This is a genomic window from Micrococcus sp. 63XJN7_6_ISO-PGPR-S23-444, assembly GCF_058072765.1.
This window is the reverse complement of sequence record NZ_JBYRDX010000002.1, coordinates 13,075-35,386: the sequence shown is the minus strand read 5'-3', so window position 1 is coordinate 35,386 and position 22,312 is coordinate 13,075. Positions and strand designations below refer to the sequence as shown.

Sequence of the window (22,312 nt, the reverse complement as noted above, 5' to 3'; positions counted from 1 at the left end):
GCCAGGCGTCTCAGAGCCGCCCAGCTCCAAGAACGTGACCACGTTGTAAAGCACGACGATCCCCAGGACCGCCGACCACGCCCCCAGGTACCAGCGCGAGAATCGTGGCGCAATGACAGCCGCAACGAATTGGACGATGCAGAGAAGGAGGAGACCGGGCCTTGGCCCTTGATCGTGGACACGGTGTCGGTTCGGTTATGCCGCTTCCGCAAGCGTAGCGGAGCGTGCGGCTTCGTAGGCGTTCGGGCTGATGTTGCCGATCGCGGAGTGGCGCCGGCGAGTGTTGTAGCGGTTCGCCCACCGGAACACGGCCCGGTAGGCGGTGGCCTGGTCCGGGAACGCTGACCGGCCGGCGAGGAGTTCGCGCTTGAGCGTGGCGTTGAAGCTTTCCGCGAGTGAGTTGTCGGCACTCGTGCCGACCGCGCCCGTGGACTGGGTCACGCCCAGCTGCTCGCAGAGCGCGGCGTAGGCCTTCGAGGTGTAGACGGCGGGTTCAACCGGTCGTTGCAACACCGTGCGTTGAGAGCGAGCGTAGCTGCTCGGCGAAGACCTCCGCGGGAGTCTTCCAGTCCAGGACCTTCCTGGGCCTGTTGTTCAGCGTGTACGCGACTGCTGCGAGGTCCTCGGCCGACCATCTCGACAGGTCCGTGCCCTTGGGGAAGTACTGCCGCAGCACCCCGTTCGTGTTCTCGTTCGTCGGCCGCTGCCACGGCGAGTGGGGGTCAGCGAAGAACACCTTCGTGCCCGTGGCCATCGTGAACTGGACATGCCCGGCCAGCTCCTTGCCCCGATCCCACGTCAAGCTCTGACGCAGCTGCTCCGGCACCGTCGCCATCGCCTTGATCAGGGCCGCGGTCATCGCCTCGGCCCCGTACCCACCCAGCGACGGCCCGTTCTTCACCGGCGGCCGCTCACCCCATCCCTCCAGGCGGGGCAAGTGGACCAGGATCGTGGCCCGGCTCTTGCGCTCGGCCAGAGTCCCGATCGCTGAACGCTCGGTCCCGATGATCAGGTCCCCTTCCCAGTGCCCGGGCACAGCACGATCAGCGGCCTCGGGTGGGCGCTTGCTGAACACCACGTCCTCGGTGACGTGGCCCTGGGGCTTGTTCCGGGTACGTGCCCGCGGCTCGCGCAGAGCCCGCCCGGTACGTAGGCACCCGACGAGTTCGCGTTTGAGTGCGCCCCGTCCCTCGACGAACAGGGACTGATAGATCGCCTCGTGAGAGATCCGCATGGACACATCATCCGGGAACTCCAGGCGCAGCCGGTGGCTGATCTGCTCAGGGCTCCACGCCGTGGACCACCGCCGGTCCGCCCGGCGCGGTTTCATCTTCCGCCCCTTGAAACCGGGCCCGACCGGTCCCGGCACGGCCACGCCATCGGGGCCCAGGACCACCCCGTTCAGGCGTGCCTGGACGTAGTCGTGCAGTCGCTGGTTCGTGGCCAGCTTCGCCGGCTTGGGCCGCCTGGCAGCTTCCTGGGCCTTCCACTGCGCCACCGTGGCCCGGTACTCCTGCTTCCCGGAACGAGTGGCGCAGTTACGGCGCAGCTCACGGCTGATCGTGCCGGGATCACGTTCCAGCGTGCGTGCGATCTGACGGACCCCCTGGCCCTGGGCATGGAGGATCGCGAGCTCCTCACGCTCAGCGAAGGACAGATACCGGCCGGTGGGCTCGGCTAAGGACAGCGGGGTCATCCCGCCAGCGTGACGGAACCAGCGCGCCCCGACGGGCCAGGACACGCCCACAGTCAGGGATGCCTCGACCGTGGTGACACCGGTGGCGATCACACGCCAGAACTGGCGTTGGACCTCCCGTGAGGGCTGCGGCCTGCCAGGAGAGCGCATCGGGGCCCGCAAAGCCCGATCCGCTCTCCACTGCCGACGTGTCCCCTCGGGCACGTCACTGATCTTCCTCGCCCAGTCCTTGCTTGCCATCGCCCATACCTCCAGTGATTCCGAGAGGGTGTTGCGACGACCGATTGAATCCACCGACGCTGCCGTGGTCGGAGTGGAAGATCGCGCCGACCAGCGACCCGCGGTCGTGGTGCGCGGCACGGAGGGCGTCTTCGACGAGTTCGGTGCGCATGTGGTCGGCGACTTGCCAGCCCGCGAGCTTCCGGGAGCCGAGATCGATGCAGGACGCGAGGTAGAGGTTCGTGCCGTCGGCGATAGGCAGGTAGGTGATGTCGCCCACGTAGCGGCGGCCGGGGTCGCCGACGGAGAAGTCCCGTCCGATCAGGTCGGGGAAGCGCCTGGCGGACTGGTCCGGGATCGTGGTCTTCACCCGTCGTCGCAACCGGATCCCCGCGAGACGGTGCTCACGCATTACCCGCGCGACGCGCTTGTGATTCACCCGCTCCGCAACGGGCACACCGTCGTTGAGGTCGGCGGTGATCCTGGGCGCCCCGTAGGCGCGGTCGCCACCCTGAGCGGGGTCTTGCAGCACCCGGATCCGCGCCGCCAACACCGCGTCGTCTGTCGCCTTCGCGGCTCGCCGCCCGGCGGAGTCCAGCCAGGCGTAGAACGACGAGCGGGCGACCTCGACGACCTCACACAACCGCTTCACGCCGTAGGCGTCCTTGTGATCCTCAACAAACTGGAAGCGGTTCACCAGTTCGTCTCCCCGGCGAAATACTTCGCCGCCTGACGGAGGATGTCCCGCTCCGTCTCGAGCTTGCGGGCCTCGGCCTGCAAGGCTGCGAGGTCGGCCTCCAACCGGAGGACCTTCGCCGCCTGCGACTCCGGTCGCCCCGTCGCCCCCGGCGGCGACGCAGCGGCAACCGTGACCCCGGAGCCGAACTTGTCGACCCACTCTTTCAGCGCACCCCGAGAGATCCCGAGATCCCCGGCGATGCCCTTGAGCGTCGAACCCGGCGTGGACTCATACAAGTCCACCGCGCGCTGCCGGAACTCGTCCGTGTAGTTCTTCCTAGCCATCCCTTGGATTCTCGCTTCCCCAGCATCGTGCTGGAATCAGCGTGTCCAAGATCAGGGGTCAAGCGCCACCTGCGATCGGCCAGAGGATGATTCCCATACCGGCACAGTAAGGGATATGCGACCTCCACCCGCAGCGGCCTGGAACGCGACATCGGGAGGGCCTTGACCCTCGATCCTGGGCGTCGACGAGCACGTGTGGCACCACGTCAGTACCAGGCCCACCGAACAGAGCGGGCGGAACTCGAAGGAACTCACCGGGACGCCGGGTGATGGTCGACGTCACCCCACCACCACATTCGCCTGCACCTGGTCCCGGGACATCCGGTGAGGCGTACACCGACTGGTTGGACCAGCGTGGCGGGGCCTTCCGTGACGGCGTGCCGAGCAATGACCCGTTGCACCGGACCCGGAACATCCTGCGAGGACGGCCCGTTCTAGCTTTCTTTCCGCCGCACTGATCTGACGACGTACAGGAAGATCTCAAGAATGAGGCAGACAACCCAAGCGAGGAACAGCTCCAACGACACAACCATCAACCGCACCTGCAAGTCGTGGATCTCGCCACGCGGCAGCGCCTCATTCGCTGATGGTGTGGGGTCGTGCACCAGTGCTGTGGCCAAGAAGACGACCAGGCTCGCGATGGGTGTTCCGATCAGAAGGACCCAGCCGATCTTGCCGATGCCGTACGGCCTCCGCCAGCTGTCCACGGCGTGCGCCAGCCACAGGCAGAAGACCAGAACCGGCGCGATCAACATCCACTCGCTCACGGGCCCTGACCCTCGAACCAGCCCCCCGGACAGACCAATGCCCACACTCTCAGCCGTCAACGGCCAGGGGATGGGCACCATTGCGGCCATGCAGCCTCAGTACCGGGTCACCTTAAGGGTGGTGTTCGCGCAGGAGGCGGCCTTCTTCACCAAGAACGCCTTCTCCGTGGCGTCAGCCTTCAACCCCCAGCGGATCTTCACCGCGGTCCAGTCCGCGATGTACTGGCACTGGTTCTTCGGCGGCAGCCACTGCTCCGGACCGCGGGCCTGCTTGGCCGAGTTCAACGCCGAGGTCTGCGCGTTCAGCGACCGGGCATCCCCCAAGTCGTTGTAGAACGCCACCCGCTTGGCCTTGGTCCAGTACCGAGCTCCCGAGCCCCACGCCTCATGCACGGGCACCATGTGATCGATCTGCACCGTCGATGCAGACGTGTGCGTGCGCAGATCCCAGCTGCTCACCCACTTGCCCGTGGCCACCGTGCACTTACGGGCCGTCGTGAACTTCGGGGTGGTCTTGGACTCTGCGATCAACACCTCTGCCCGCGTGTTCTGGCAGTCCCTGTTCGCATCCTTCCAGTCCCCGAACTGGGCGGCCCGGTCATAGCCGGCATTGTTCTCCGCCGCCACCGGCAACGACGCCACAGCCGTGCGCAACGGGGCCGAATACGTAGTGCCGGCCGCCGCCGGGCCCGCACCCCCGAGGACAGCGGTGGTGACGAAAACAGCAGCAGTGGCCAGAGAAGCCAGAGAGCGTCGTGACATGGGCGAGTTCCTTGCTCGAGTGGATGACGCGATGCGAATTCGCATCGCAGCTGATCCTAAGCTCGCGTGAAGCCCCTGCTCGGCACGAGATCCCCGGTCCCTAGGATGGGCAGGATTAGCGCGGACAGCGCCCCATGCCACTCGGCCCAGAGAAAGAACACCCGTGTCTCGACTGACTGACCTGCTCGCCCAGGCCCGCAAGACCGACCCACAGCTGGCCGCAGACCTGGAAGCTGAGTTCCGCCAGCTCACCCAGCGCAGCCAGTTCGGTCTCGTGTTCGAGCGCCATCAACCAGAAGCTGTGGAGCTGCCCGGCCGCCCCGTGCGCCGCGGGGACACCGTCCGCGTACTCCCCCCACGCGGGAGCCTCACCATCGGGGACACCCGACACTGGGTCGTCACCGACATCGAACGCACCCCAGACGGCAAGCAAGCCCACCTGGCCGAAGCAGACATCGACGCCGAGGTCCGCGAGCCGGCCACCTCAACAGCAGCAATCGAGGACCTGGTGGTCGTCGCCCGCTTCGAGGACCCGATCTACCCGGGCCTGGTCGAGACAGGCCGCGTCGAGAACGGCGGGCCGGACAAGCCGTTCCACACGGTCATCAACGCCGAGAACTTCCACGCCCTGGAGATGCTCACCTACACGCACCGACACAGCGTGGATGCCATCTACATCGACCCGCCCTACAACACCGGAGCGAAGGACTGGAAGTACAACAACGACTACGTCGAGGAAGACGACGACTACCGCCACTCGAAGTGGCTGTCCTTCATGGAGCGGCGTCTCCTCGTCGCCAAGGAACTCCTCAACCCCGAGGACTCCGTCCTGATCGTCACCATCGACGAGAAGGAGTACCTGCGACTGGGAATGCTCCTCGAGCAGACTTTCCCCGAAGGGCGTATCACCATGGTGACTTCTTCGATCAACGCCGCCGGGGCTACTAGGCGGGGCACGTTTGCTCGCTCAGCCGAGTACATCTACTTCGTCCAGTTCGGTACCAGTCGCCCCTCGGCTCTGGTCCTCGGGCCGGAATGGAACGCAGTTCAGACGAAGAACAAAACGGATCTCTACTGGAGTCGTCTCATTCGGAGCGGCGCGGACTCCTTGCGAAGCGACAGCCCTAACCAGTTCTATCCCGTATTCATTTCTGAAACCCCCGAGGGGACGGTCTTCTCTGGAGTGGGAGACGCCTATTACGGAGATGACCTCGATGCCGTTCGACCTCCCAACGGGTCTGTCGCGGTGTGGCCGATTCGGAAGGATGGGTCACAGGGGCGTTGGCGCATTAGCGCCCAGATGCTTCGGGGACTCATCTCCCAGGGCCATGCCCGGGTTGGTGGCTGGCGGGGCGCTGACACTACGATCTACTACCTCAAGCAAGGAGAGAGCAAAAAGGTTACCGAGGGCATCTTCAAGGTGTGCGGCACTCGTCCGGATGGGTCCGTCATCACTGATGCTTCGGATTATGAAGTCCGTTTCATCCCAACAGATGTTTGGCGCCTCACGGGCCACGATGCCGGTAATAGTGGCACTCGTCTGATCGGGAACCTGATGCCAGGTAGGAAGTTTCCCTTTCCCAAGTCACTCTACGCCGTCGAGGACGCCCTGCGATTCTTCCTGGCAAACAAGCCGAACGGGGTCGTCCTCGACTTCTTCTCCGGCTCCGGCACGACCGCTCATGCGGTCATGCGCTTGAACAAGCAGGACGGGGGCCGTCGCCAGTGCATCTCCGTGACGAACAACGAGGTGTCCGCGGAAGAGCAGAAGGGCCTGCGGAAGAAGGGGCTCCGCCCGGGTGACCCGGAGTGGGAGCAATGGGGCATCTGCGACTACGTGACCAAGCCCCGCGTGACCGCGGCCATCACGGGGAAAACCCCTGACGGGGACCCGATCAAGGGTGACTACAAGTTCACTGACGAGTTCCCCATGGCCGATGGCTTCGAGGAGAACGCGGCGTTCTTCACCCTGACCTATGAGGCGCCCCGGCAGGTGCGCCGCAACCGTGCCTTCGCCCGGGTCGCGCCGATGCTCTGGCTCAAGGCCGGCTCTCGCGGTCGCATCATCTCCAGCCTTCCAGAACGGGGCTGGGATGTGGCTCAGACCTACGGGGTGCTCGAGGACATGGACCACGCCCCCGAGTTCTTGGCCGCCCTGGAGGCTGACCCCCAGGTAGGGATGGCGTTCATCGTGACCGACTCCGAGGTGGCCTTCCAGTCCGTGGCCCGACAGCTGCCCGAACACGCCACCGCGGTGCGCCTGTACGAGTCCTACCTGCACAACTTCCAGATCAACCGGAGGGCCTGACCCCCATGCGTTACACCCTCAAGGACTACCAGGTGCAGGCTGTCGAGCAGGTCCTGAACCGGCTGCATCGGGCCAGGAAGAACTACCAGGACGACGGGGTCCTGTCCCAGTTTTCCCTGGCCGCGGCGACCGGGGCTGGCAAGACGGTGATGGCCGCGGCCATCATCGAGGCCCTGTTCTTCGGTTCTGACCAGTACACCGAGGACATCGCCCCCGACCCCGGGGCCACCGTTCTCTGGTTCTCCGACGACCCGGACCTGAACGATCAGTCCCGCGCCCGGATCCATGCCGCATCCTCCGAGCTCGACGGTCGGCTGCGCACCGTGGAGAACTCTTTCGCCGAGACCACCTTCGCCCCCGGCCAGGTGTACTTCCTCAACGCCCAGAAGCTGCGTGAAGGAGCCCGCCTGGTGCGCGGAGCCGCGGACCCCGCCAACGCCGCCACCCCGGTGATGGCCGCCCCCGACATGGCCCAGCGGACCATCTACGACGTCATCGCCAACACCGTGGCCACCCCCGGACGGACCCTGTACTTCATCCTGGACGAGGCCCACCGGGGCATGAAGACCACCAAGAAGAACGACCAGGAGCGGGCCACCATCGTCCAGCGCCTGATCAACGGCACCGCCCTGGCCCCGGCCATGCCGATCGTGCTCGGGATCTCCGCCACCGTGGAACGCTTCACCCAGGCCATGGCCCATGCCACCGACCGGGATGCGCTCTCCCCCGTGCAGGTCGACCCCGCGCTCGTGCAAGCCTCCGGACTGCTCAAGGACGATGTTGTCCTCACCATCCCCGAGGAAGCCGGCGCCTTCGACACCACGCTGTTGCGCGAGGCCGTGGCCCGCACGAAGGCTTCCACCCGGGCCTGGGCCGCCTATGCCGCCGAGCAGGGCGAGGCGGACCCGGTGGTGCCGCTGCTGGTCGTGCAGGTCGCAGACAAACCCAGTGACGAGCACCTCTCGCGGATCCTGGATGTCATCCACCAGGAGTGGCCCGATCTGCGGCCCCAGGACATAGCCCACGTCTTCGGCACCCACACCGACCGGCACCTGCCCGGCCAGATCGTCAACTACATCGCCCCGCAGCGCGTGCAGGAAGCCACGCACATCCGGGTGCTGCTGGCTATGGAGGCGATCTCCACCGGTTGGGACTGTCCCAGGGCGGAGGTGCTGATGTCCTTCCGTACCTACAAGGACGCCACCTACGTCCACCAGCTGCTGGGCCGGATGGTCCGCACCCCCCTGGCCCGACGCATCCCGGGCAACGAGGTGCTCAACTCCATCGACTGCTTCCTACCCCACTTCGACAAGACCACCTCCACCGCCATCGCCCAGACCTTGATGCGCGGACAGTCCGACATGGACGACACCACTTCCGACCCCGCCCGCGCATCCGCCCGGCGGGTGCTGTTTGACCCGGTCACCCTGACACCGAACCCGGCGGTGGGAGAAGAGGTGTGGGCGGTGTTCGACGCCCTGCCCTCGATGAACATCCCCCAGGGCGCCACCAAACCGCTCAAGCGCCTGGACATCCTGGCCAACGCCCTCTCCCACGACGAGCTGCTGCCCGGGGCGGTCAAGACCGCCGCGCACACAATGTGCAAGCTCCTGGACGGATGCAGGGTGCAGTACTCCGAGCAGATCGCCGCGGCCCGCCAGGATGTGCTCACCCTGTCGGCCCAGCGGCTGACCGGCCGGCTGGGAACCACAACCCTGAGCACCACCAGCCTGGAGCTGCTGGCCGATGACCGGGCCATCGAGGAGGCTGCGGCCGCGGCGGCCGGCACCCTCACCGGCTGGATCGCTGGGGCCTACATCGATCACATCGTCCCCGAGGACGAAGAGGATCTCGACCTGCGCGAAGGAGACACCATCATCGCCTCCCTGGCCCGCACCTCCGAGGTCGTCGCCGATCTGGAGGCCAAGGCCGACAAGCTCGTGCAGGACTGGCTGAGCCAGTACCGCGTGCAGATCAACGGCCTGACCGATGAGCGCCAGGCAGTGTATGACCGGGTGCGGGAGATGGCCCGTCGGCCTGAACGTGTGGACCTGACCCGCCCGAAGTTGGCCCAGGCCGACCAGCAGGAGCGCCTCCCTGATGGCAGCGAGCGTCCTCTGCCGACCCGCACTCTGCATTTGATGGCCGCCGAGGACGGCACCGTACCTGTGGATCTGAACGCCTGGGAGCGGCAGGTGCTGGACTCCGAGGCCGCCGAGCCCTCCTTCCGGGGCTGGTACCGCAACCCCTCCCGGGCCTCCAAGCAGTCTTTGGCGATCCCGTTCCAGGACGGCGCCGGCCAGTGGCAGGCCCTGCGCCCGGACTTCGTGTTCTTCCACGCCAACCAGGACGGCACGATCCGCGCGGACATCGTGGACCCCCACGGCACGCACCTGGCCGACGCCTTGCCCAAGCTGCGGGGCCTGGCCGAGTACGCCCAGGCCCACGGGGATGCCTTCGGCCGGATCGAGGCCGTCGCTGAGATCGACGGCCAGCTGCGGGTGCTGGACATGAAGAACGACGTCGTCCGGGCCAGCGTCCACGCAGCCCAAGACGCCGAATCCCTGTACAAGGCCGCGCCCGCTTACTGAAGCAGAAACCCAGGTGGTGTCGGCGGCCGAGGATGGGGTTCAGTCTGAGGCTTGCCGGCGCAACGAGGTGTACAGGGTCTGCCGGCTCACCCCGAACGTGCGCGCCACTTCGGCCTTCGGGATCCCCATCTGAATCATCACGCGCGCCTGCTCCACGTCCGCATCAGAGAGCTTCGGGGCCTGCACGTACTTGCCGCGGGCCTTGGCTAGGGCGATGCCCTCAGCCTGGCGCTCCTTGATCCGCCGGCGCTCGAACTCAGCGAACGCCGCCAGGATGCCCAGCATGAGCCCGTCCACCGGGGAGGTGCCGGACTTGTCCACGGTGATGCGCTCGGACACGAACTGCACCGCGCACCCCTTGTCGGTGAGCTCATCCACGATCGCGTACAGATCCCGGGTGTCCCGTCCCAGCCGGTCCATCGAGGCGACCTTCACCAGGTCCCCCTCCCGCACGTACTTCATCAGCTCGGCCAACCCGGTGCGCTTGGCGCGGGAGCTGCCGGAGATCTTGTCCTGAAAGATGCGGTCGCACTCCCCCACCGCCTCGAGCTGACGGTCCAGGTTCTGTTCCGCCGAGCTCACCCGCACGTACCCCACGGTCTGTCCAACCACGTCTTAGACCTCCCGACACTTCTGTCTAACGACCCGGTTTGAGACCGTCTTCGACGTGATGGTCTCGTGGGCGGACGGAGTGTGTAAAGGGGTATACCCGGCTTGACGCCGGGATGGGGCAATGAACACCCAGCTGGATTGTGAGGCATCCCTCTGTCGGAGCGTTGACGTTTACTTTACTAACCTGTTAGTATAGTTTCGTTGATGCGACTACAGGCAGAGGACAGGGGTACAACAGTGAACGACGTTGGATCATCGCCGCGGCGGTGGTGGCTGCTCATGACCGTGGGGGCCGGCCTGCTACTCATCACCCTCGACAATTCGATCCTCTACACCGCCTTGCCTACGTTGACCGCAGACCTCGGCGCGTCCGGATCCTCGACACTGTGGATCATCAACGCCTACCCCCTGGTCATGGCTGGCCTCCTCTTGGGAGCAGGCACACTGGGCGATCGCATCGGCCACCGCCGAATGTTCGTCGTCGGCCTGTGGATCTTCGGTGCCGCATCACTGGCAGCGGCATTCTCGCCCAACCCTGCCTTCCTGATCGGCGCCAGGGCACTCCTCGCTGTGGGGGCCGCAGCGATGATGCCCGCCACGCTTGCTCTGATCCGCCTCGCGTTCGACGATCCTCGTGAGCGCAACATCGCCATCGCCATCTGGGGGAGCCTGTCGATCGCGGGGGCAGCGCTCGGACCCATTCTCGGCGGCGCCCTTCTCGAACGGTTCTGGTGGGGATCTGTTTTCCTCATCAATGTCCCCGTTGTTGCCATCGCACTTGTGGCGACCGCAATCATCGCGCCGCACAACCATCCCGATCCGTCGAAGAAGTGGGATCTCGTCTCATCCCTCTATGCGATGGTCGGGCTGGTGGGCACCGTGCTCGTCATCAAGGAACTGGCCCATATTCCACAGAACTGGGTTCTGATCGCAGGGGCGCTGGCGTCAGCAGTCATCGGGTTCGTCCTCTTCGTGCGACGCCAGGGCCGATTGGAAGAACCACTCATCGAGTTCTCCATCTTCCGCAACCGCGCCTTCGCTGGCGGCTCTCTGGCAGCCTTCTTCGCGATGTTCACCATCGCTGGCGCCCAGCTCGCGACCACACAGCGCTTCCAGCTCGTCGAGGGCTTCACCCCCCTGCAAGCAGGCCTGCTAGTCGCAGCCATCGCGCTTGGCGCCCTGCCCTCAGGTGTCCTAGGGGCCGCGATCCTGCACATCGTGGGCCTGCGGATCATTATCTCCGGCAGCCTCGCCATCGCCGCCCTAGGACTAGCTCTCGCCGTGCTGGCCTCTGCGAACGGATCACTACCCCTGCTGGTCGTCAGCTTCATCGTGACCGGCTTCGGCCTGGGCGGCACCTTCGCCGTCGCTTCCGCCGCCATTATGGGCAACGCGCCTCCGCGAAAGGCCGGCATGGCGGCCTCGATCGAAGAAGTCTCCTATGAGATGGGCTCCCTCTCGGCTGTAGCACTCCTCGGGAGCCTCCTGACCTTCGTCTACGCCACAGTCGTCCGACTCCCGGATGGCACTCCCGCCGCAGCGGGGGAGAGCATTGCCGATGCCCTCGGGATCGCCGACGGAGATCTCGACGTGATCGCAGCCGCCACCTCCGCCTACGACACGGCCTATTTGGTCACGATGATCGTCCTCGCTGTCATGCTGGCTAGTGGAGCCGCTCTGACCAATCGGCTGCTCCGCGCTTACGGGCGCGGCAGCGAGGCAATGGAGTACGCCGAAAACCACTGAACCAATCGGAGGGGCGCATGATGGTGCGTGAGAGCAAGAAGACCATGATCCTCGACGCCGCGATCCAAGTGATCGAGGAAGACGGGATCACAGCAGTCACGTTTGACTCTGTCGCGGCCGCTGCAGGGATCACCAGGGCCGGGATCATCTACCACTTCCCGTCACGAGACGACTTGATCGCTGCGATCCACCAGAGACTCGCTGATCGCTGGGAGCGGCAGTTAGAGATCGCCTGTGGAAAGCCGACCGCTGAGGCAACGCCGATGGAGCGCCTGACCGCCTACATACTCACTTGTTCGACAGCCGCCTCCCGCGCCGAGTTCCAGCTGATTCTCGACAGCCAGCACACCCAGCACAAGGCGATCTGGGAAGACCTCATCGACCGATGGACCGGACGTAGCGAACGAGACGAAGCTGAGCGCGACCAGATGACCTCGCTCGCCCTGCTCGCTGCTGACGGGCTCTGGGTCAACGACCTGATCGGAAGCAGGCCCATCTCACAGGACCACCGGAGTGAAACCGCAAAGCAGATCATCGCGCTACTCCAGAATGACGTCCATGAATCCGAGGCCAAGCCCAACGGGTAAGCGAGCCAGCGCGCGGTTGGAGAAGGCCGGATCGACGAATCCGTCGAGCGCGATGATGGGCAACCCTGTCAAGCAAGATCGCACCCTGGCACCTCTGTCCAGCAGCACCCAACTGGCTCTGACACATGCGCCTAGTGGGTATACCCGACTGGACGGTTTCTCAGACACACCCTAGCCGTGCGTGCGCCCGTAGGGGGCGCGCCAGGCCGATTCTTCTGCCCGAATGCGGGTGACCCACCCAGCGGGCACCCATGCCTGCAACCGTTCGGTGCTGGGCGCCTCCTCCCAGGCGATCAGCACATGGGTGCTCGACCAGCGGGCAGCCATCGCATCGACCCGTCCCCGGTCGGGGAGCATGACCCGCACGTAGGGGGCGTCCTGGTAGAGCGCGGAGTGGACCTCCTCGGGGCTGCGGAAGGCCGGCGGCTCGTAGACCGGGATCACGACGCCGCGCGCGGGCCGCGGGCGGCGTCGTGGCGGGCCTTGCGTGCCGCGCGCATGCTGGCCTTCTGGGCCGGCTGCTCGTAGAGGACGAAGGCGGCCTCCCAGAGCAGCTCGGCGACGTCGGCGATCTCCTCGGCGGCGTACTGCACGCCGACATGGATGCTGTCGTTGCCCACGAGGCGGGACTCGTGCAGGTCCTCCAGCAGCTCCGCGTCCAGCCGCGGGGTCAGGCTGTTGATCTTGGCCTTGAGGTCCCGGCCGGTGCCGCCCTGGTCCTCGACCATCTCCTCGGTGGCCGCGCGGTAGAGCACGCCAGCGGCGCGCAGAGCTCCCGCGCTCTCACACAGGCTGGCCTCCCGGTAGAGCGAGCGCATCTTCTCCGGCGCCTCCTCGGGCAGGTGGCGGACCGCGGCGAGCGGGTAGACCAGCGTGCGGGAGAGCCGGCGTGGCTCCGTGCCTTCATCCCACTGGTGCTCGGACCATGTGTCCATGACGGTGACAGGCTGCTCGCAGCGGTGGCACTGCATCACCACGATCTCTCGCGCCCCCGAGGTCGGCGGCGGAGAGTCGTTCGTCGGCGAGGGCCGGTACGGCTCCTCGTCGAGATGCGCGTACCTCGGGTAGATCTCAATGCGGGACTCAGGGTCCATGGCCGCGTAGGCCTGGCAGTGCGGGCAGACGCCGGCCATGTTCTCGAAGAGGTACTCCATGGCCGCAGTTTAGGAGCGGATCTGCGTGCCCTTCTCGCGCTGGGCCACACGGGCGCTGCGCAGGGCCCGGGGTCGCGGGGAGGTCTCGTGCTTGAAGGCCAAGTAGTCGACGACGTCGGCCTCGCACCAGAGCCGTCCGCGGGTGACCGGCTCGGGGAACTGGTGGTCGCGCTGGCGCAGGGAGCGGGCCGAGCGCTCGGCCACGCCCAGCAGCTCGTTGACCCGCGGCTCGGCGATCAGGCCGATCACGCGCGGGTCCAGGCCCGCCTCGTGCAGCTCGGTGGCCGCACTGGCCGCGCGGTTGCGCACGGCGGTGGTGGCCGTCTCGTAGGAATTGGCCCCAGCCGCGCGGGCGAGGATGTCCAGCAGTGCTGCGGGGGGCCGGTAGGGGCCCTGGTGGGCGTGGGGGTCCAGGGCCTCGCCCCACCGGCGTGCCGGCGGGGCCGGCTTCTCGTGCTGATTCATCCCCATCGGGTGCGTCCTCCTCGTCGTCCCCACCGGCGGGCGCCGGCCTCGTCCTGGGCCACGCGCTCCTCCTTGGAGCGCACGGCGTTGAAGCTGGTCACGGACAGCCCCACCAGCTGGCCCTGCGTGACGGCGTCGCGGGCGTAGCGGTCGCCCATCTGGGAGGCGATCCAGCCGCCCATGTCCCCGCCGTTGCGGTCGCGCACGTCGGAGACGACGTCGGCGGCCAGGTAGCCGCCCTTGGAGCCGACGTCGAAGGTGCGGGTGCGGCCGCCGCCGATGTCCACGGTGGCGCGGATGTGCACGCGCTTGTCCTGGTGGCGGGCGCCGCGGGCGACGTTGACGATGGACATGCGGGCCGCGTGCAGGCCGGCCCCGCGCTCGGGCGATCCGACGGTCTTGGGCAGCTGGATCCGCACGATGCGGTTGCCGTCGGGCAGGTGGGTGGTCGTGGTGGAGTGGCGGGTCAGGGAGGGCCCGCGCCGGGTGTCCTTGGGGACCACGGTGGGCTTCTTGGCACCTCGCTTGGCTCGCACGGGCACGATCTTGCCGGCGGCGTTGCGCCGACGTCGGGGTGCCTTGGAGACGGCGCCGGTCTCGTGTAGCTCGGTCAGCGCGTCCCGGTAGGACTCGCCCGAGGTCTCCCCGCGGGCGATCTTCTGCATCATGCGCGGGGAGCGGTTCATGGCCGCGCCGAGTTCGGCCCAGGTGAGTCCGTAGGCCGAGCGCACCCGGGTGACGAGCTCGGCGGGGCTCAGCTGTGCCGGGTCACTCACCGTCGGCCTCCTGCTCGTCGTCGCCGGGCAGGTAGTCCGTCCCGTCGACGGGGGCGGCCTGCATCTCGTATTCGGAGTAGGCGGCGTCCACGCCCAGGCGCGCGGCCTTGGCACGCAGCCTGTTGCGGGCGGTCTCGTCGGCGGGAATCTTCAGCGGTCCGGGGACGTAGCCCTGGAGGCGCATGCGTCCCACCCGGCCGTCATCGCCGCCGCCACGCTCCTCGGTCAGGGACCAAGCGGGGACCTCGGTGGTGTAGATCGCGTCGCCGCGCACGCCCAGCAGGGTGTGGGCCGGCACGTGCAGGGCCCCGCCCTGGAGGCCACCGGCCATGGGTCCGGAGAGCATGCGCGCCCGGGCCCGGCCCCAGACCTGCACGGCGAACTCGGGGTGGTAGTAGCGCTGAGCCTGGCCGTCGAAGCGCGGCTTGGTGGTCCAGATGAAGGCCTTGCCGTGCTGCTTGACGTCGGGGGCGTTGGCCGGGACCTCCTTGGGGTCGAAGGTGATGTGGGTCTGCACGCGCCCGCGGGCCGCGAAGTTGCCGATCGTGTTGATCAGGATCGAACGCAGTGCCGCGGAGACGGCGGTCTTGATGATCTCGTCCATCAGCGGGTCGCCGGCGACGGCGGCGCGAGCCTTGACCAGGTTGTCCTTCCAGGTGTCCAGCGGGCGTGCACGCACGCGCCGGTCGCGGTCGCGGGCGCCGGGGACATCGGTGGTGAACGCGACGGACTCGATGGGGTCCAGCTGCCAGCCGTGGCGGGCGGCGACGAAGAACTCGGCGGCGTCGATCCAGGCGCTCCCGGTGGCGCCGGGGCGGTTGGGCCAGTACCAGCCCTCGGAAGCCTTCTCGTGCTGGACGCCGATCAGGCCGATGTGGTCCCAGGTGTCGGGGACCTTGAACTGCACGTGCACGCGAGCGCGGGCGTAGGGGTTCTCCCGGAGCATGTCCGCGGTGTCGTCGCGGCGCAGCCGGTACCCGGGGCCGATGCCCAGCTCACTGCACATGGCTCCGTACATGAAGCGGCCGTCGACGTAGGCGAAGCCGTCGATCTTGGGGGTCTTCGCCGGGTCGTGCAGGGGGATGCAGTCCGGGTGAGTGTCCGAGGAGGATCCGGCCACGAGGTGCTCGACGTGGTGCTGGCCGGAGGTGCGGTGCAGCTCCTCGGCGATGTCCTCGGTCAGCGGGTACGGCTCGAGGTTCTTCGGCAGGGTCAGGGCCCAGAGGTTGGCGCCGGTGGCGGTGGGGCTGTCCATGAGCTTGGCTCCGCGGAAGTGCGCACCGATGATGCCTTCGGTGGCCTGCCAGGCCAGGCGGGCCTGATCCGGGCTCAGCGGGGCGTCGCCGAACCACCCGGAGACGAACTGCACCAGCATGCGCTTGCCGGTCTGGCGGTGCTCGAAACGGCCGGTGGCCGGGGAGCCGAGGTTGTGTCCTCCGTCGATCCAGCCGGGAGTCTGCACCAGCAGCCAGTGGCGCTTGCCCGGCGTGGCCACCGGGGTCTTGCCCGTGAAGAAGATCCGGTCCACACCGACGGCGGCCGCAGTGTCGAGCATGTCGGTGAGGTTCGGGTTCTTCCGACGGGGGCCGATCTTCGGCGGCACCGCCTGCCCGTTGTCCAACACGCCCCGGCCCGTGGTGTAGTCCGCCCACAGGTTCTTGCGGGCGGCGAGGTTGCGGTAGGCCACGGGGCGGAACGTGGTGGGGGTGTTGTCGCGCAGGCCAGCGCGCCCTCCGGGACGCTCGCGGTTGGAGTAGGCCATGGGGACCTCCGGTCGATCTGACAGTTAGGGCAACCCTACATTGCGCTAAGCCTCCTCGGTAGGGAGCAGGTCCAGCGCGTCGAGCTGGCCGGGCAGCACCGCAGGCGGGGACGTGTCGTGGAGATCGTCGGTGTCGCCGTCCGGGGTCGGTTGGCCGGCGTGGGCCAGCAGGGCGAGCTCGGCGGCCAGGGTGTGGGCGCCGCAGTGGCGGCTGCGGTGGCGGGCCAGGCGGCGACGGTCACCTGGCATGGGCCATCTCCGTCTCCAGGGAGCTGCGCCAGAGCGAGGTGTGCACCACGGTGGAGCCGGCGGCCATGATCTGGCCCAGGTGGTGGGCGATGCCGCGGCAGGAGACGGACAGGTGGATGCCGACGGAGCGGCCCAGGCGGTGGATGCCCAGCAGGAGGTTCTCGGCGACGTCAGCCTCGTGTTCCCCGGCCGGGGCGAGGTCGGCCCAGCGCTGGCGCAGATGGGCGTAGTCGTCCAGGACGAGCACGATGGGCTGGAAGGGCTCGGGGTGCTCCTTGGCGAGGGAGGCGACCTCCACCAGGTGGTAGCGCTCGCGCATCAGCTCGCTGGCGGCACGGATTCGCTCGAGCTGGTCGCTGACGTCGGCGGTGACCACCTGCGCATACCGATGGTCCTCGACCTTGTCCAGCTCCCCGGGCAGGCCCAGGCCCCAGGCCTGCCAGCCCACGGAGACCGCGGTCTCCATGATCCCGCGCTGGATCACGCTCTTGCCGCTGTCGCGGTCGCCGATGATCAGCAGGTGACCCTGGCGGGGGTCCCAGAGCACGTGCTCGCCGGCCTCGACGGGGCCCACGTCGATCGTGGCCTGCACGTCGGCGGCCGGCGCGGCCTCCGGGGCCGGGGAGGCGTAGCGGTCGGGGAGGTATCCGTGCCAGTGCTCCCCGGTTGCCTCGTCCACGGTGACCGGCGCGCTGGAGTAGCCCATCTTGCGCAGCTTCTCGACGGCCGCGGGGTCCTGGGAGACGTCGACGAGGGTGTGCGGGATCTTGTGGGCGCGCAGGTGGGCCTTCACGGTCATGCAGGGGCCGCAGCCGGGGCTGGTGTAGATCGTGTACATGGGTGCTCCTCGGTCGGAGATGGCCGGGGCCGTGGCCGGCCCTCACTTCCCATAAGGCCGGCATCCGGCGCTGATGTCCCTCCCCGTTCCGGGGTCAGCTTTCATGCGCCGGGTGCAGCAGCAACGCGTCGGCGGGGATCGTCGAGGTGTGCTCGAGGTGCCCGACCTCGAGGCCGGCGGCCAGCAGGGCCTGGACCGCGGGGTGGTCCTCGGCTAGGTCCTGGAGGAGGACCAGGGGGACGTGTCGCGGAGATGCGGGCGGCGCCGCTTCCTCGGCCGGCGCGGCCGGCAGCGGCGACTCCGTCGCACCATCCGCGGCGAGGGTGCCTTCTGGCTCGGCTTCTGGCGTGGGTTGTGGCGTGGAGTCCAGGCCGGCCTTCCGTTGCAGGCGGGCGAGGTCGGCGTGGCGGGCCGGGGGCAGCTTGGCGGTCTCGAGCAGCTCGAGGGCGCTGGTGAGTCCGGTGTGGTCGCCGCTGGCGAGCCAGGTGGCCACGATCAGGCCCACGCGACCGGCCTTGCCGGAGTCGTGGCCGGGGTCGCCGGGAACAGGGTGGGCCGCGGTGAGGTCGTCGAGCTGGGCGTGCTTGAGCCCGGCGGTGAGCAGGCCGGTCAGCGCACGGCGGTCGCGGGCGGAGAAGGTGCGGGGCACCTGGTCAGGATGCCAGGTAGCCCAGGACGGCGAGCAAGGCGAGCACGTGCCCGGCGACGAGGTACGGGGCCATGGGCACGCGGGTCTTGCGCTGGCCGCGCAGCAGGGCCGGGACCGCGCCGAACAGGGCGGCGAGCACGTAGCTGGCCAGGATGGCCAGCACCCAGGCACCGGGGCCGTGGACACCGATGGCCAGGGCGGCCACGGTGACGAGCTTGACGTCGCCCATGCCGGTGCCGCCGATCAGGTGCATCACCATCAGCACGACGGCGGCGATCACGGTGACCACCAGCCCCTGGAGGGCCCAGGCGCCGTATCCGGTGACCAGCAGCCCCACCGCGGCGCCGAGGTTGATGGCGCCCAGGGCGGCCACGGCCCAGTTCGGGATGAGCCGGTGGGCCCGGTCCACGCGCGCCATGTAGATGCCCAGGCAGGCCAGGGCGATCAGGGCGAGCGCGGCGTGGACCATGAGCACGGGCAGCCCGGCGACCGCGGCGCCGGCGATGCCCAGCAGGGCAGCCAGGGCCCCGCCGGGGCCGATCAGGGTGCGCACCGTCCGCGGCGGCACCGTGTAGGGCGCCGGCGCGGGGTCGGTGGCCGCGGGGGACGTGTCGTGGAGATCAGGCGACACGGTAGCCATGGGCCCGCAGCTCCTCGATCAGGGCGGTGGTCTCCACCTCGGGCTCGAGGTCCTCCTCGAAGGACTCGAGGTAGGAGTAGAGCTTCTCGATCAGGCGGGTGACCTCGGTGTGGTTGCCGGCGGCGGCCTCGGTGACCAGAGCGTCGCGCCAGGCGGCCTCGTTGGCGGGGTCGATCGCGCGGCCGACGCGGGCGGCCAGCTGGGCGTGCTCGCGGTGGCCGGCGGCCAGGGAGCGGGCCACGAGCTCGTGGGCGGCGTCGCAGATGGTCTGGACCATCTCCTGGACCAGGGTCTCGGTCCAGGCGACGTTGGAGGCCTTGGCGTGCTCGAAGGGCACTCCCCTCACCAGACGCATGGCGGCGACCAGGGCGGGGGTGGAGGCCTTCACGGGGTCATCGCCGATCAGGGACTGCACGACCTGCCAGTCGGTGAGCACGTCCTCGTGGACGCGGTAGCCCTCGCTGCCCACGGCGGGCAGGTAGGGGGTGCCGTCCGCGGCCTGGCCGAGCAGGCGGCGGGTCTGGCCGGTGAGCTTGTTGCGGTTGCTGGAGGCGGACTTGCCGTCGGAGCGCTGGGTGGGCCAGAACGCGGCGTGGACGGCCTCGGCGCTCGCGCCGGGGTGCAGGGCCAGGTAGGCGGCCAGGGCGACGCAGCGGGCGGTCTGGGTCGTCGAGACCTCGCCGGTGGCCGCGGTGACGGGGGCCTGGCCCTGGGCGCCGACGAGCTTGAGCTCGCCGAGCATCAGGATCATCGGGGCCTGGGTGGTGGCCTGCTCCAGCAGGTGTGCGGCGTCCAGGTCGATCTGCTTCTGCGGGTCGGTCGAGGCCAGCTGCTCGGGGGCGGCGTCCTTCTCGTCCTCGTCCTCCGCGGGGGACGTGTCGTGGAGATCGGTGGCCGCCTCCTGCTGCGCCGGCTCGGCGGTCGCGGCCGGCTCGGGCTCGGGCTCGGGCTCGGGCTCGGGCTCGGGCTCGGGCTCGGGCTCGGGCTCGGGCTCGGGCTCGGGGGCAGTCTCGGCGGGTCCTGCGGTCTCGGTGACTGCGACGACGGCCGGGGTCTGGTCCTGGGCCTCGGGGGTGATGTCCTCGGGCTCGGTCGGCACGGCGGCCGCCGCGGCCTGGTCCTGGCTCTCCTCGTCCTCGTCCTCGTCCATGGTGTCGTGCGGGGCGGGCGCAGGGGTCGGGGTGTGGCGGGCGGCCTGGGCGGCGAGCACGTCCTCCTCGTTCTCCTCGGCCGGATCGGTCTCGTCCTCGGCGGTCTCAGCGGCGGAGACCGCAGGCTCGGGGGTCAGGGGCAGGTCCTGGGTGTTCTCCTCCTCGTGGAGCATCTCCTCGAGATCGGCCACCGCGCTGAGGTGGGGGCGCTCGTCCAGGACGGTGTTGATGTCGATCGTGGCGGTCGTCCCACGGCCGGTGGAGCGGGGGTCCTCCAGGGCGGTGGCCAGCAGCTCCTTGATCCGCTCGCCCTCCTCGGGGGTGATCTTCTGCGGGCGCAGGTGCTGATTGACCGGGAGCAGGTCGGCGTGGTCCTCGTCCTCGAGGTTCAGGATCCAGTCGGAGGCCAGGGGGTTGGCGGTGGTGACCGCGGCGATGCCCAGCCGCGGGATGGCGCCGGCCAGGTCGGTGAGGCGACGAGCCTGGGCGGGGGTGGGCTCCAGGCCCAGCAGGACGATCTCGGGGCCGAAGGCCTCTTCCTGGTTGGCGGCGCGGGCCTGGTCGAGGGTGGCGGCGTCCTGCTCGTCGAGGGCGCGGCGGATGTCCTTGGCCTTGCCGTCGAGCTGGCCGATCAGCTGGTCCAGGTCGTCGATCTGGCGGACGCGGCCGTCGCTGACGACCTTGGCCAGGCCGTCGGCGACTCCGACGAGCGTGATGGTGACGTTCTCGGACCAGCTGGAGGTGGCCAGCTCCACGGCCATGGCATCGAGGACCTGGGTGGTCAGCTGGGGGTCGCCGTCGATGCCGAGGGTGCCCAGGCGCTCGAGGTCGAGCAGGACCTGGGAGCGAGTGTCGTCCTGGCCGACGGTGACCAGCGAGGGGTAGGGGGCAGCGGGCAGGTCGGGGTCGATGTCGATGGAGCCGGAGGCCAGCGTCCAGACGACGCCGTCGTCGGTCTCGGCCACGAAGGGCTCGGGCAGCTGCGCGGGGGCCATGAGGTAGAGGGCGATCTGCTCGGGCGAGACGCGCACGAGGAACAGCTCAGGCAGGTCCTGGCCGTTCTCGTGGGCCCAGCGGGCCAGCCAGCGCTGGACGACGTCGAGCTCCTCAGCCTGCTCGGGCTCGGCGACCACGCGCAGCTGGGTCTCCAGCTGCGCGGTCTGCTCCTCGGGCATGGGGACGGACTGGCCGGGCTGACGGCGGCGGCGCTGGAGCTGGCGGCGCAGGCCGACGATGCCCAGCAGTCCGGCCGCGGCGAAGGCGCCGATGCCGCCGATGGTGGCCCATGCGGGGACCTCCTCCGGGGCAGCCTGCTCCTGGTGGGAGGACAGATCGGCGGGGGCCGGCGCGGTCTGCGTGAACGCGCCGCCGGGGACGGCGGAGGGGCCCTCCTGCTCGGCGGGGGCCGTGGAGGGTGCCGCAGACACGGCCTCGCCGGGCAGCGGGTGCTGGGCGTCCTGGGCCGGCGTGGAGTCCGAGGCGGCGCTCGGGGCGGCGGCCGCCTCGGGGGCCGGCGTGGCCGAGTCGTCGGCAGGGGCGGAGGGTTCGGCCGACGCCGGTGCGGAGGGCGCCGCCGGGGCGGGGGCCTGCTGGGAGGGGGCCGGTGTCGCGGAGGTGGAGCCGGCGCCGGTGGGGCCATCGGGCAGCTCCACGGTCCAGCCGGTCATGATGAGGTCGGGATCGGTGAGGGTCTGGCCGTCGGCCTGGGGCGTGGAGCGCATCTGCTCGGCGAGCTCGCCCCACCGACTGCCCTGGCCCAACTCGTCCCGGGCGATGCCCCAGAGCGTGTCTCCCTCCTGCACGGTGTAGGTCCGCTCCCCCGCGGCGGCCGGGGTGTCCTGGGTCGTGTCCTGGGTGGTCTGGCCCTCCTGGGCCATGGCGACGGCGGCGGGAGCGGAGGCGGTGTCCTGTGGGGTCAGGGCGAAGGCGGGGCTGCCACCGCCGAGAGCGAGCACGGCGGCGATCAGCGCGCCGGCCAGGGCCTGCTGCGGGCGCAGCGCTCCGCCCAGGTTGGGGGTCTCGACGCGGCGGATGAGGCTGATCACCTCGACCACGAGCGAGTAGACGAAGGAGGCCCAGAAGCCCCACGCGATCAGGGGCAGCACGGTGCCCATCAGGAACGTGCCGCCGAAGTCGATGCCGGTCAGGGCCTGCTGGAGCTCGGCGGTGCTGGGGATGGGGTTGCCGACCAGCAGGATCAGGGCGGCGGGGATGCCGACCACCAGGGCGGTCAGGGCCAGCAGGGCCGCAAGGCCTTTGAGGGTGCGCATGGGGCGTGTCTCCGCTCGCGTGGGTAGAGGTCTTCACGGGGTAGAAG

20 protein-coding genes and 1 pseudogene are annotated in these 22,312 nt (G+C 68.9%); 4 read left to right on the top strand and 17 right to left on the bottom strand.

What is annotated here, in order from left to right:
- Nucleotides 1-195: 195 nt before the first annotated feature.
- The 6 genes and pseudogenes from AC3RJ9_RS11380 to AC3RJ9_RS11355 all read right to left on the bottom strand — a co-directional run.
- Nucleotides 196-489 (bottom strand): annotated as a pseudogene (locus AC3RJ9_RS11380) (transposase); the annotation flags it as partial.
- Nucleotides 490-493: 4 nt separating this feature from the next.
- A complete protein-coding gene (locus AC3RJ9_RS11375) occupies nucleotides 494-1,936 on the bottom strand; it encodes an IS30 family transposase (RefSeq protein WP_420709528.1) in 1,443 nt (480 codons plus the stop codon).
- Nucleotides 1,902-2,612, bottom strand: a complete 711-nt coding sequence (locus AC3RJ9_RS11370) for an IS3 family transposase (protein ID WP_031943830.1) — start codon at nucleotides 2,610-2,612, stop codon at nucleotides 1,902-1,904. Before AC3RJ9_RS11370 ends, AC3RJ9_RS11375 begins: the two co-directional genes overlap by 35 nt.
- Entirely contained in the window at nucleotides 2,609-2,938 is a 330-nt protein-coding gene (locus AC3RJ9_RS11365) for an IS3 family transposase (RefSeq protein ID WP_031943831.1), read from the bottom strand. The genes AC3RJ9_RS11370 and AC3RJ9_RS11365 overlap by 4 nt, the downstream gene beginning before the upstream one ends.
- A 434-nt stretch (nucleotides 2,939-3,372) precedes the next feature.
- Nucleotides 3,373-3,705 carry a hypothetical protein gene (locus tag AC3RJ9_RS11360; protein WP_031943833.1) on the bottom strand — a complete coding sequence of 111 codons (333 nt, stop codon included), beginning with the start codon at nucleotides 3,703-3,705 and terminating at the stop codon, nucleotides 3,373-3,375.
- 96 nt (nucleotides 3,706-3,801) lie between these two features.
- Complete coding sequence (locus AC3RJ9_RS11355) at nucleotides 3,802-4,467, bottom strand: HNH endonuclease family protein (RefSeq protein ID WP_061867719.1); 666 nt, start codon at nucleotides 4,465-4,467, stop codon at nucleotides 3,802-3,804.
- A gap of 163 nt (nucleotides 4,468-4,630) precedes the next feature.
- Here AC3RJ9_RS11355 and AC3RJ9_RS11350 point away from each other — a divergent pair, with 163 nt between their 5' ends.
- Together AC3RJ9_RS11350 and AC3RJ9_RS11345 are read left to right on the top strand one after the other, a co-directional pair.
- Nucleotides 4,631-6,775, top strand: coding sequence for a DNA methyltransferase (locus AC3RJ9_RS11350; RefSeq protein WP_206495999.1), 2,145 nt, complete (start codon nucleotides 4,631-4,633; stop codon nucleotides 6,773-6,775).
- Between the two features lie 5 nt (nucleotides 6,776-6,780).
- Nucleotides 6,781-9,366: a DEAD/DEAH box helicase gene (locus AC3RJ9_RS11345; RefSeq protein WP_206496000.1), complete on the top strand. Its 2,586-nt coding sequence runs from the start codon at nucleotides 6,781-6,783 to the stop codon at nucleotides 9,364-9,366.
- 39 nt (nucleotides 9,367-9,405) lie between these two features.
- Here the strand turns inward: AC3RJ9_RS11345 and AC3RJ9_RS11340 are convergent, their stop codons facing one another.
- Nucleotides 9,406-9,978 carry a recombinase family protein gene (locus AC3RJ9_RS11340; RefSeq protein ID WP_101966148.1) on the bottom strand — a complete coding sequence of 191 codons (573 nt, stop codon included), beginning with the start codon at nucleotides 9,976-9,978 and terminating at the stop codon, nucleotides 9,406-9,408.
- A gap of 279 nt (nucleotides 9,979-10,257) precedes the next feature.
- On the opposite strand from AC3RJ9_RS11340, the gene AC3RJ9_RS11335 reads away from it, so the two are divergent.
- Nucleotides 10,258-11,724: an MFS transporter gene (locus tag AC3RJ9_RS11335; protein WP_036316244.1), complete on the top strand. Its 1,467-nt coding sequence runs from the start codon at nucleotides 10,258-10,260 to the stop codon at nucleotides 11,722-11,724.
- Nucleotides 11,725-11,741: 17 nt separating this feature from the next.
- Entirely contained in the window at nucleotides 11,742-12,311 is a 570-nt protein-coding gene (locus AC3RJ9_RS11330; RefSeq protein ID WP_081339297.1) for a TetR/AcrR family transcriptional regulator, read from the top strand.
- A 171-nt stretch (nucleotides 12,312-12,482) separates the two neighbouring features.
- Here AC3RJ9_RS11330 and AC3RJ9_RS11325 read toward each other — a convergent pair whose 3' ends face one another.
- From AC3RJ9_RS11325 to AC3RJ9_RS11280, 10 genes are all read right to left on the bottom strand, one after another.
- On the bottom strand, nucleotides 12,483-12,755 hold the full coding sequence (locus AC3RJ9_RS11325; protein WP_069941611.1) for a hypothetical protein: 273 nt from the start codon (nucleotides 12,753-12,755) through the stop codon (nucleotides 12,483-12,485).
- Nucleotides 12,752-13,465 (bottom strand): DUF4145 domain-containing protein, encoded by a 714-nt coding sequence (locus AC3RJ9_RS11320; protein ID WP_069941612.1) that lies wholly within the window; start codon nucleotides 13,463-13,465, stop codon nucleotides 12,752-12,754. The genes AC3RJ9_RS11325 and AC3RJ9_RS11320 overlap by 4 nt, the downstream gene beginning before the upstream one ends.
- Nucleotides 13,466-13,474: 9 nt before the next feature.
- A complete protein-coding gene (locus AC3RJ9_RS11315; RefSeq protein WP_069941613.1) occupies nucleotides 13,475-13,936 on the bottom strand; it encodes a hypothetical protein in 462 nt (153 codons plus the stop codon).
- Nucleotides 13,927-14,706, bottom strand: a complete 780-nt coding sequence (locus AC3RJ9_RS11310; RefSeq protein WP_031943847.1) for a hypothetical protein — start codon at nucleotides 14,704-14,706, stop codon at nucleotides 13,927-13,929. Before AC3RJ9_RS11310 ends, AC3RJ9_RS11315 begins: the two co-directional genes overlap by 10 nt.
- On the bottom strand, nucleotides 14,699-16,468 hold the full coding sequence (locus tag AC3RJ9_RS11305; RefSeq protein ID WP_069941614.1) for a hypothetical protein: 1,770 nt from the start codon (nucleotides 16,466-16,468) through the stop codon (nucleotides 14,699-14,701). The genes AC3RJ9_RS11310 and AC3RJ9_RS11305 overlap by 8 nt, the downstream gene beginning before the upstream one ends.
- A gap of 45 nt (nucleotides 16,469-16,513) precedes the next feature.
- Nucleotides 16,514-16,717, bottom strand: coding sequence for a hypothetical protein (locus AC3RJ9_RS11300; protein ID WP_061867632.1), 204 nt, complete (start codon nucleotides 16,715-16,717; stop codon nucleotides 16,514-16,516).
- Complete coding sequence (locus AC3RJ9_RS11295) at nucleotides 16,707-17,555, bottom strand: glutaredoxin family protein (protein WP_069941615.1); 849 nt, start codon at nucleotides 17,553-17,555, stop codon at nucleotides 16,707-16,709. The genes AC3RJ9_RS11300 and AC3RJ9_RS11295 overlap by 11 nt, the downstream gene beginning before the upstream one ends.
- Before the next feature lie 94 nt (nucleotides 17,556-17,649).
- Nucleotides 17,650-18,204 carry a hypothetical protein gene (locus AC3RJ9_RS11290; RefSeq protein ID WP_069941616.1) on the bottom strand — a complete coding sequence of 185 codons (555 nt, stop codon included), beginning with the start codon at nucleotides 18,202-18,204 and terminating at the stop codon, nucleotides 17,650-17,652.
- Nucleotides 18,205-18,208: 4 nt separating this feature from the next.
- A complete protein-coding gene (locus tag AC3RJ9_RS11285; RefSeq protein WP_141724186.1) occupies nucleotides 18,209-18,844 on the bottom strand; it encodes a prepilin peptidase in 636 nt (211 codons plus the stop codon).
- A complete protein-coding gene (locus AC3RJ9_RS11280; RefSeq protein WP_489727725.1) occupies nucleotides 18,825-22,265 on the bottom strand; it encodes a hypothetical protein in 3,441 nt (1,146 codons plus the stop codon). Before AC3RJ9_RS11280 ends, AC3RJ9_RS11285 begins: the two co-directional genes overlap by 20 nt.
- Nucleotides 22,266-22,312: the final 47 nt, after the last annotated feature.

Bases quoted from the DNA above. Each gene is read 5' to 3' on its own strand.
- AC3RJ9_RS11375 (WP_420709528.1), bottom strand. From the start codon at position 1,936: ATGGCAAGCAAGGACTGGGCGAGGAAGATCAGTGACGTGCCCGAGGGG.
- AC3RJ9_RS11365 (WP_031943831.1), bottom strand. From the start codon at position 2,938: ATGGCTAGGAAGAACTACACGGACGAGTTCCGGCAGCGCGCGGTGGAC.
- AC3RJ9_RS11355 (WP_061867719.1), bottom strand. From the start codon at position 4,467: ATGTCACGACGCTCTCTGGCTTCTCTGGCCACTGCTGCTGTTTTCGTC.
- AC3RJ9_RS11345 (WP_206496000.1), top strand. From the start codon at position 6,781: ATGCGTTACACCCTCAAGGACTACCAGGTGCAGGCTGTCGAGCAGGTC.
- AC3RJ9_RS11335 (WP_036316244.1), top strand. From the start codon at position 10,258: ATGACCGTGGGGGCCGGCCTGCTACTCATCACCCTCGACAATTCGATC.
- AC3RJ9_RS11330 (WP_081339297.1), top strand. From the start codon at position 11,742: ATGATGGTGCGTGAGAGCAAGAAGACCATGATCCTCGACGCCGCGATC.
- AC3RJ9_RS11320 (WP_069941612.1), bottom strand. From the start codon at position 13,465: ATGGAGTACCTCTTCGAGAACATGGCCGGCGTCTGCCCGCACTGCCAG.
- AC3RJ9_RS11315 (WP_069941613.1), bottom strand. From the start codon at position 13,936: ATGGGGATGAATCAGCACGAGAAGCCGGCCCCGCCGGCACGCCGGTGG.
- AC3RJ9_RS11305 (WP_069941614.1), bottom strand. From the start codon at position 16,468: ATGGCCTACTCCAACCGCGAGCGTCCCGGAGGGCGCGCTGGCCTGCGC.
- AC3RJ9_RS11300 (WP_061867632.1), bottom strand. From the start codon at position 16,717: ATGCCAGGTGACCGTCGCCGCCTGGCCCGCCACCGCAGCCGCCACTGC.
- AC3RJ9_RS11295 (WP_069941615.1), bottom strand. From the start codon at position 17,555: ATGTACACGATCTACACCAGCCCCGGCTGCGGCCCCTGCATGACCGTG.
- AC3RJ9_RS11285 (WP_141724186.1), bottom strand. From the start codon at position 18,844: ATGGCTACCGTGTCGCCTGATCTCCACGACACGTCCCCCGCGGCCACC.
- AC3RJ9_RS11280 (WP_489727725.1), bottom strand. From the start codon at position 22,265: ATGCGCACCCTCAAAGGCCTTGCGGCCCTGCTGGCCCTGACCGCCCTG.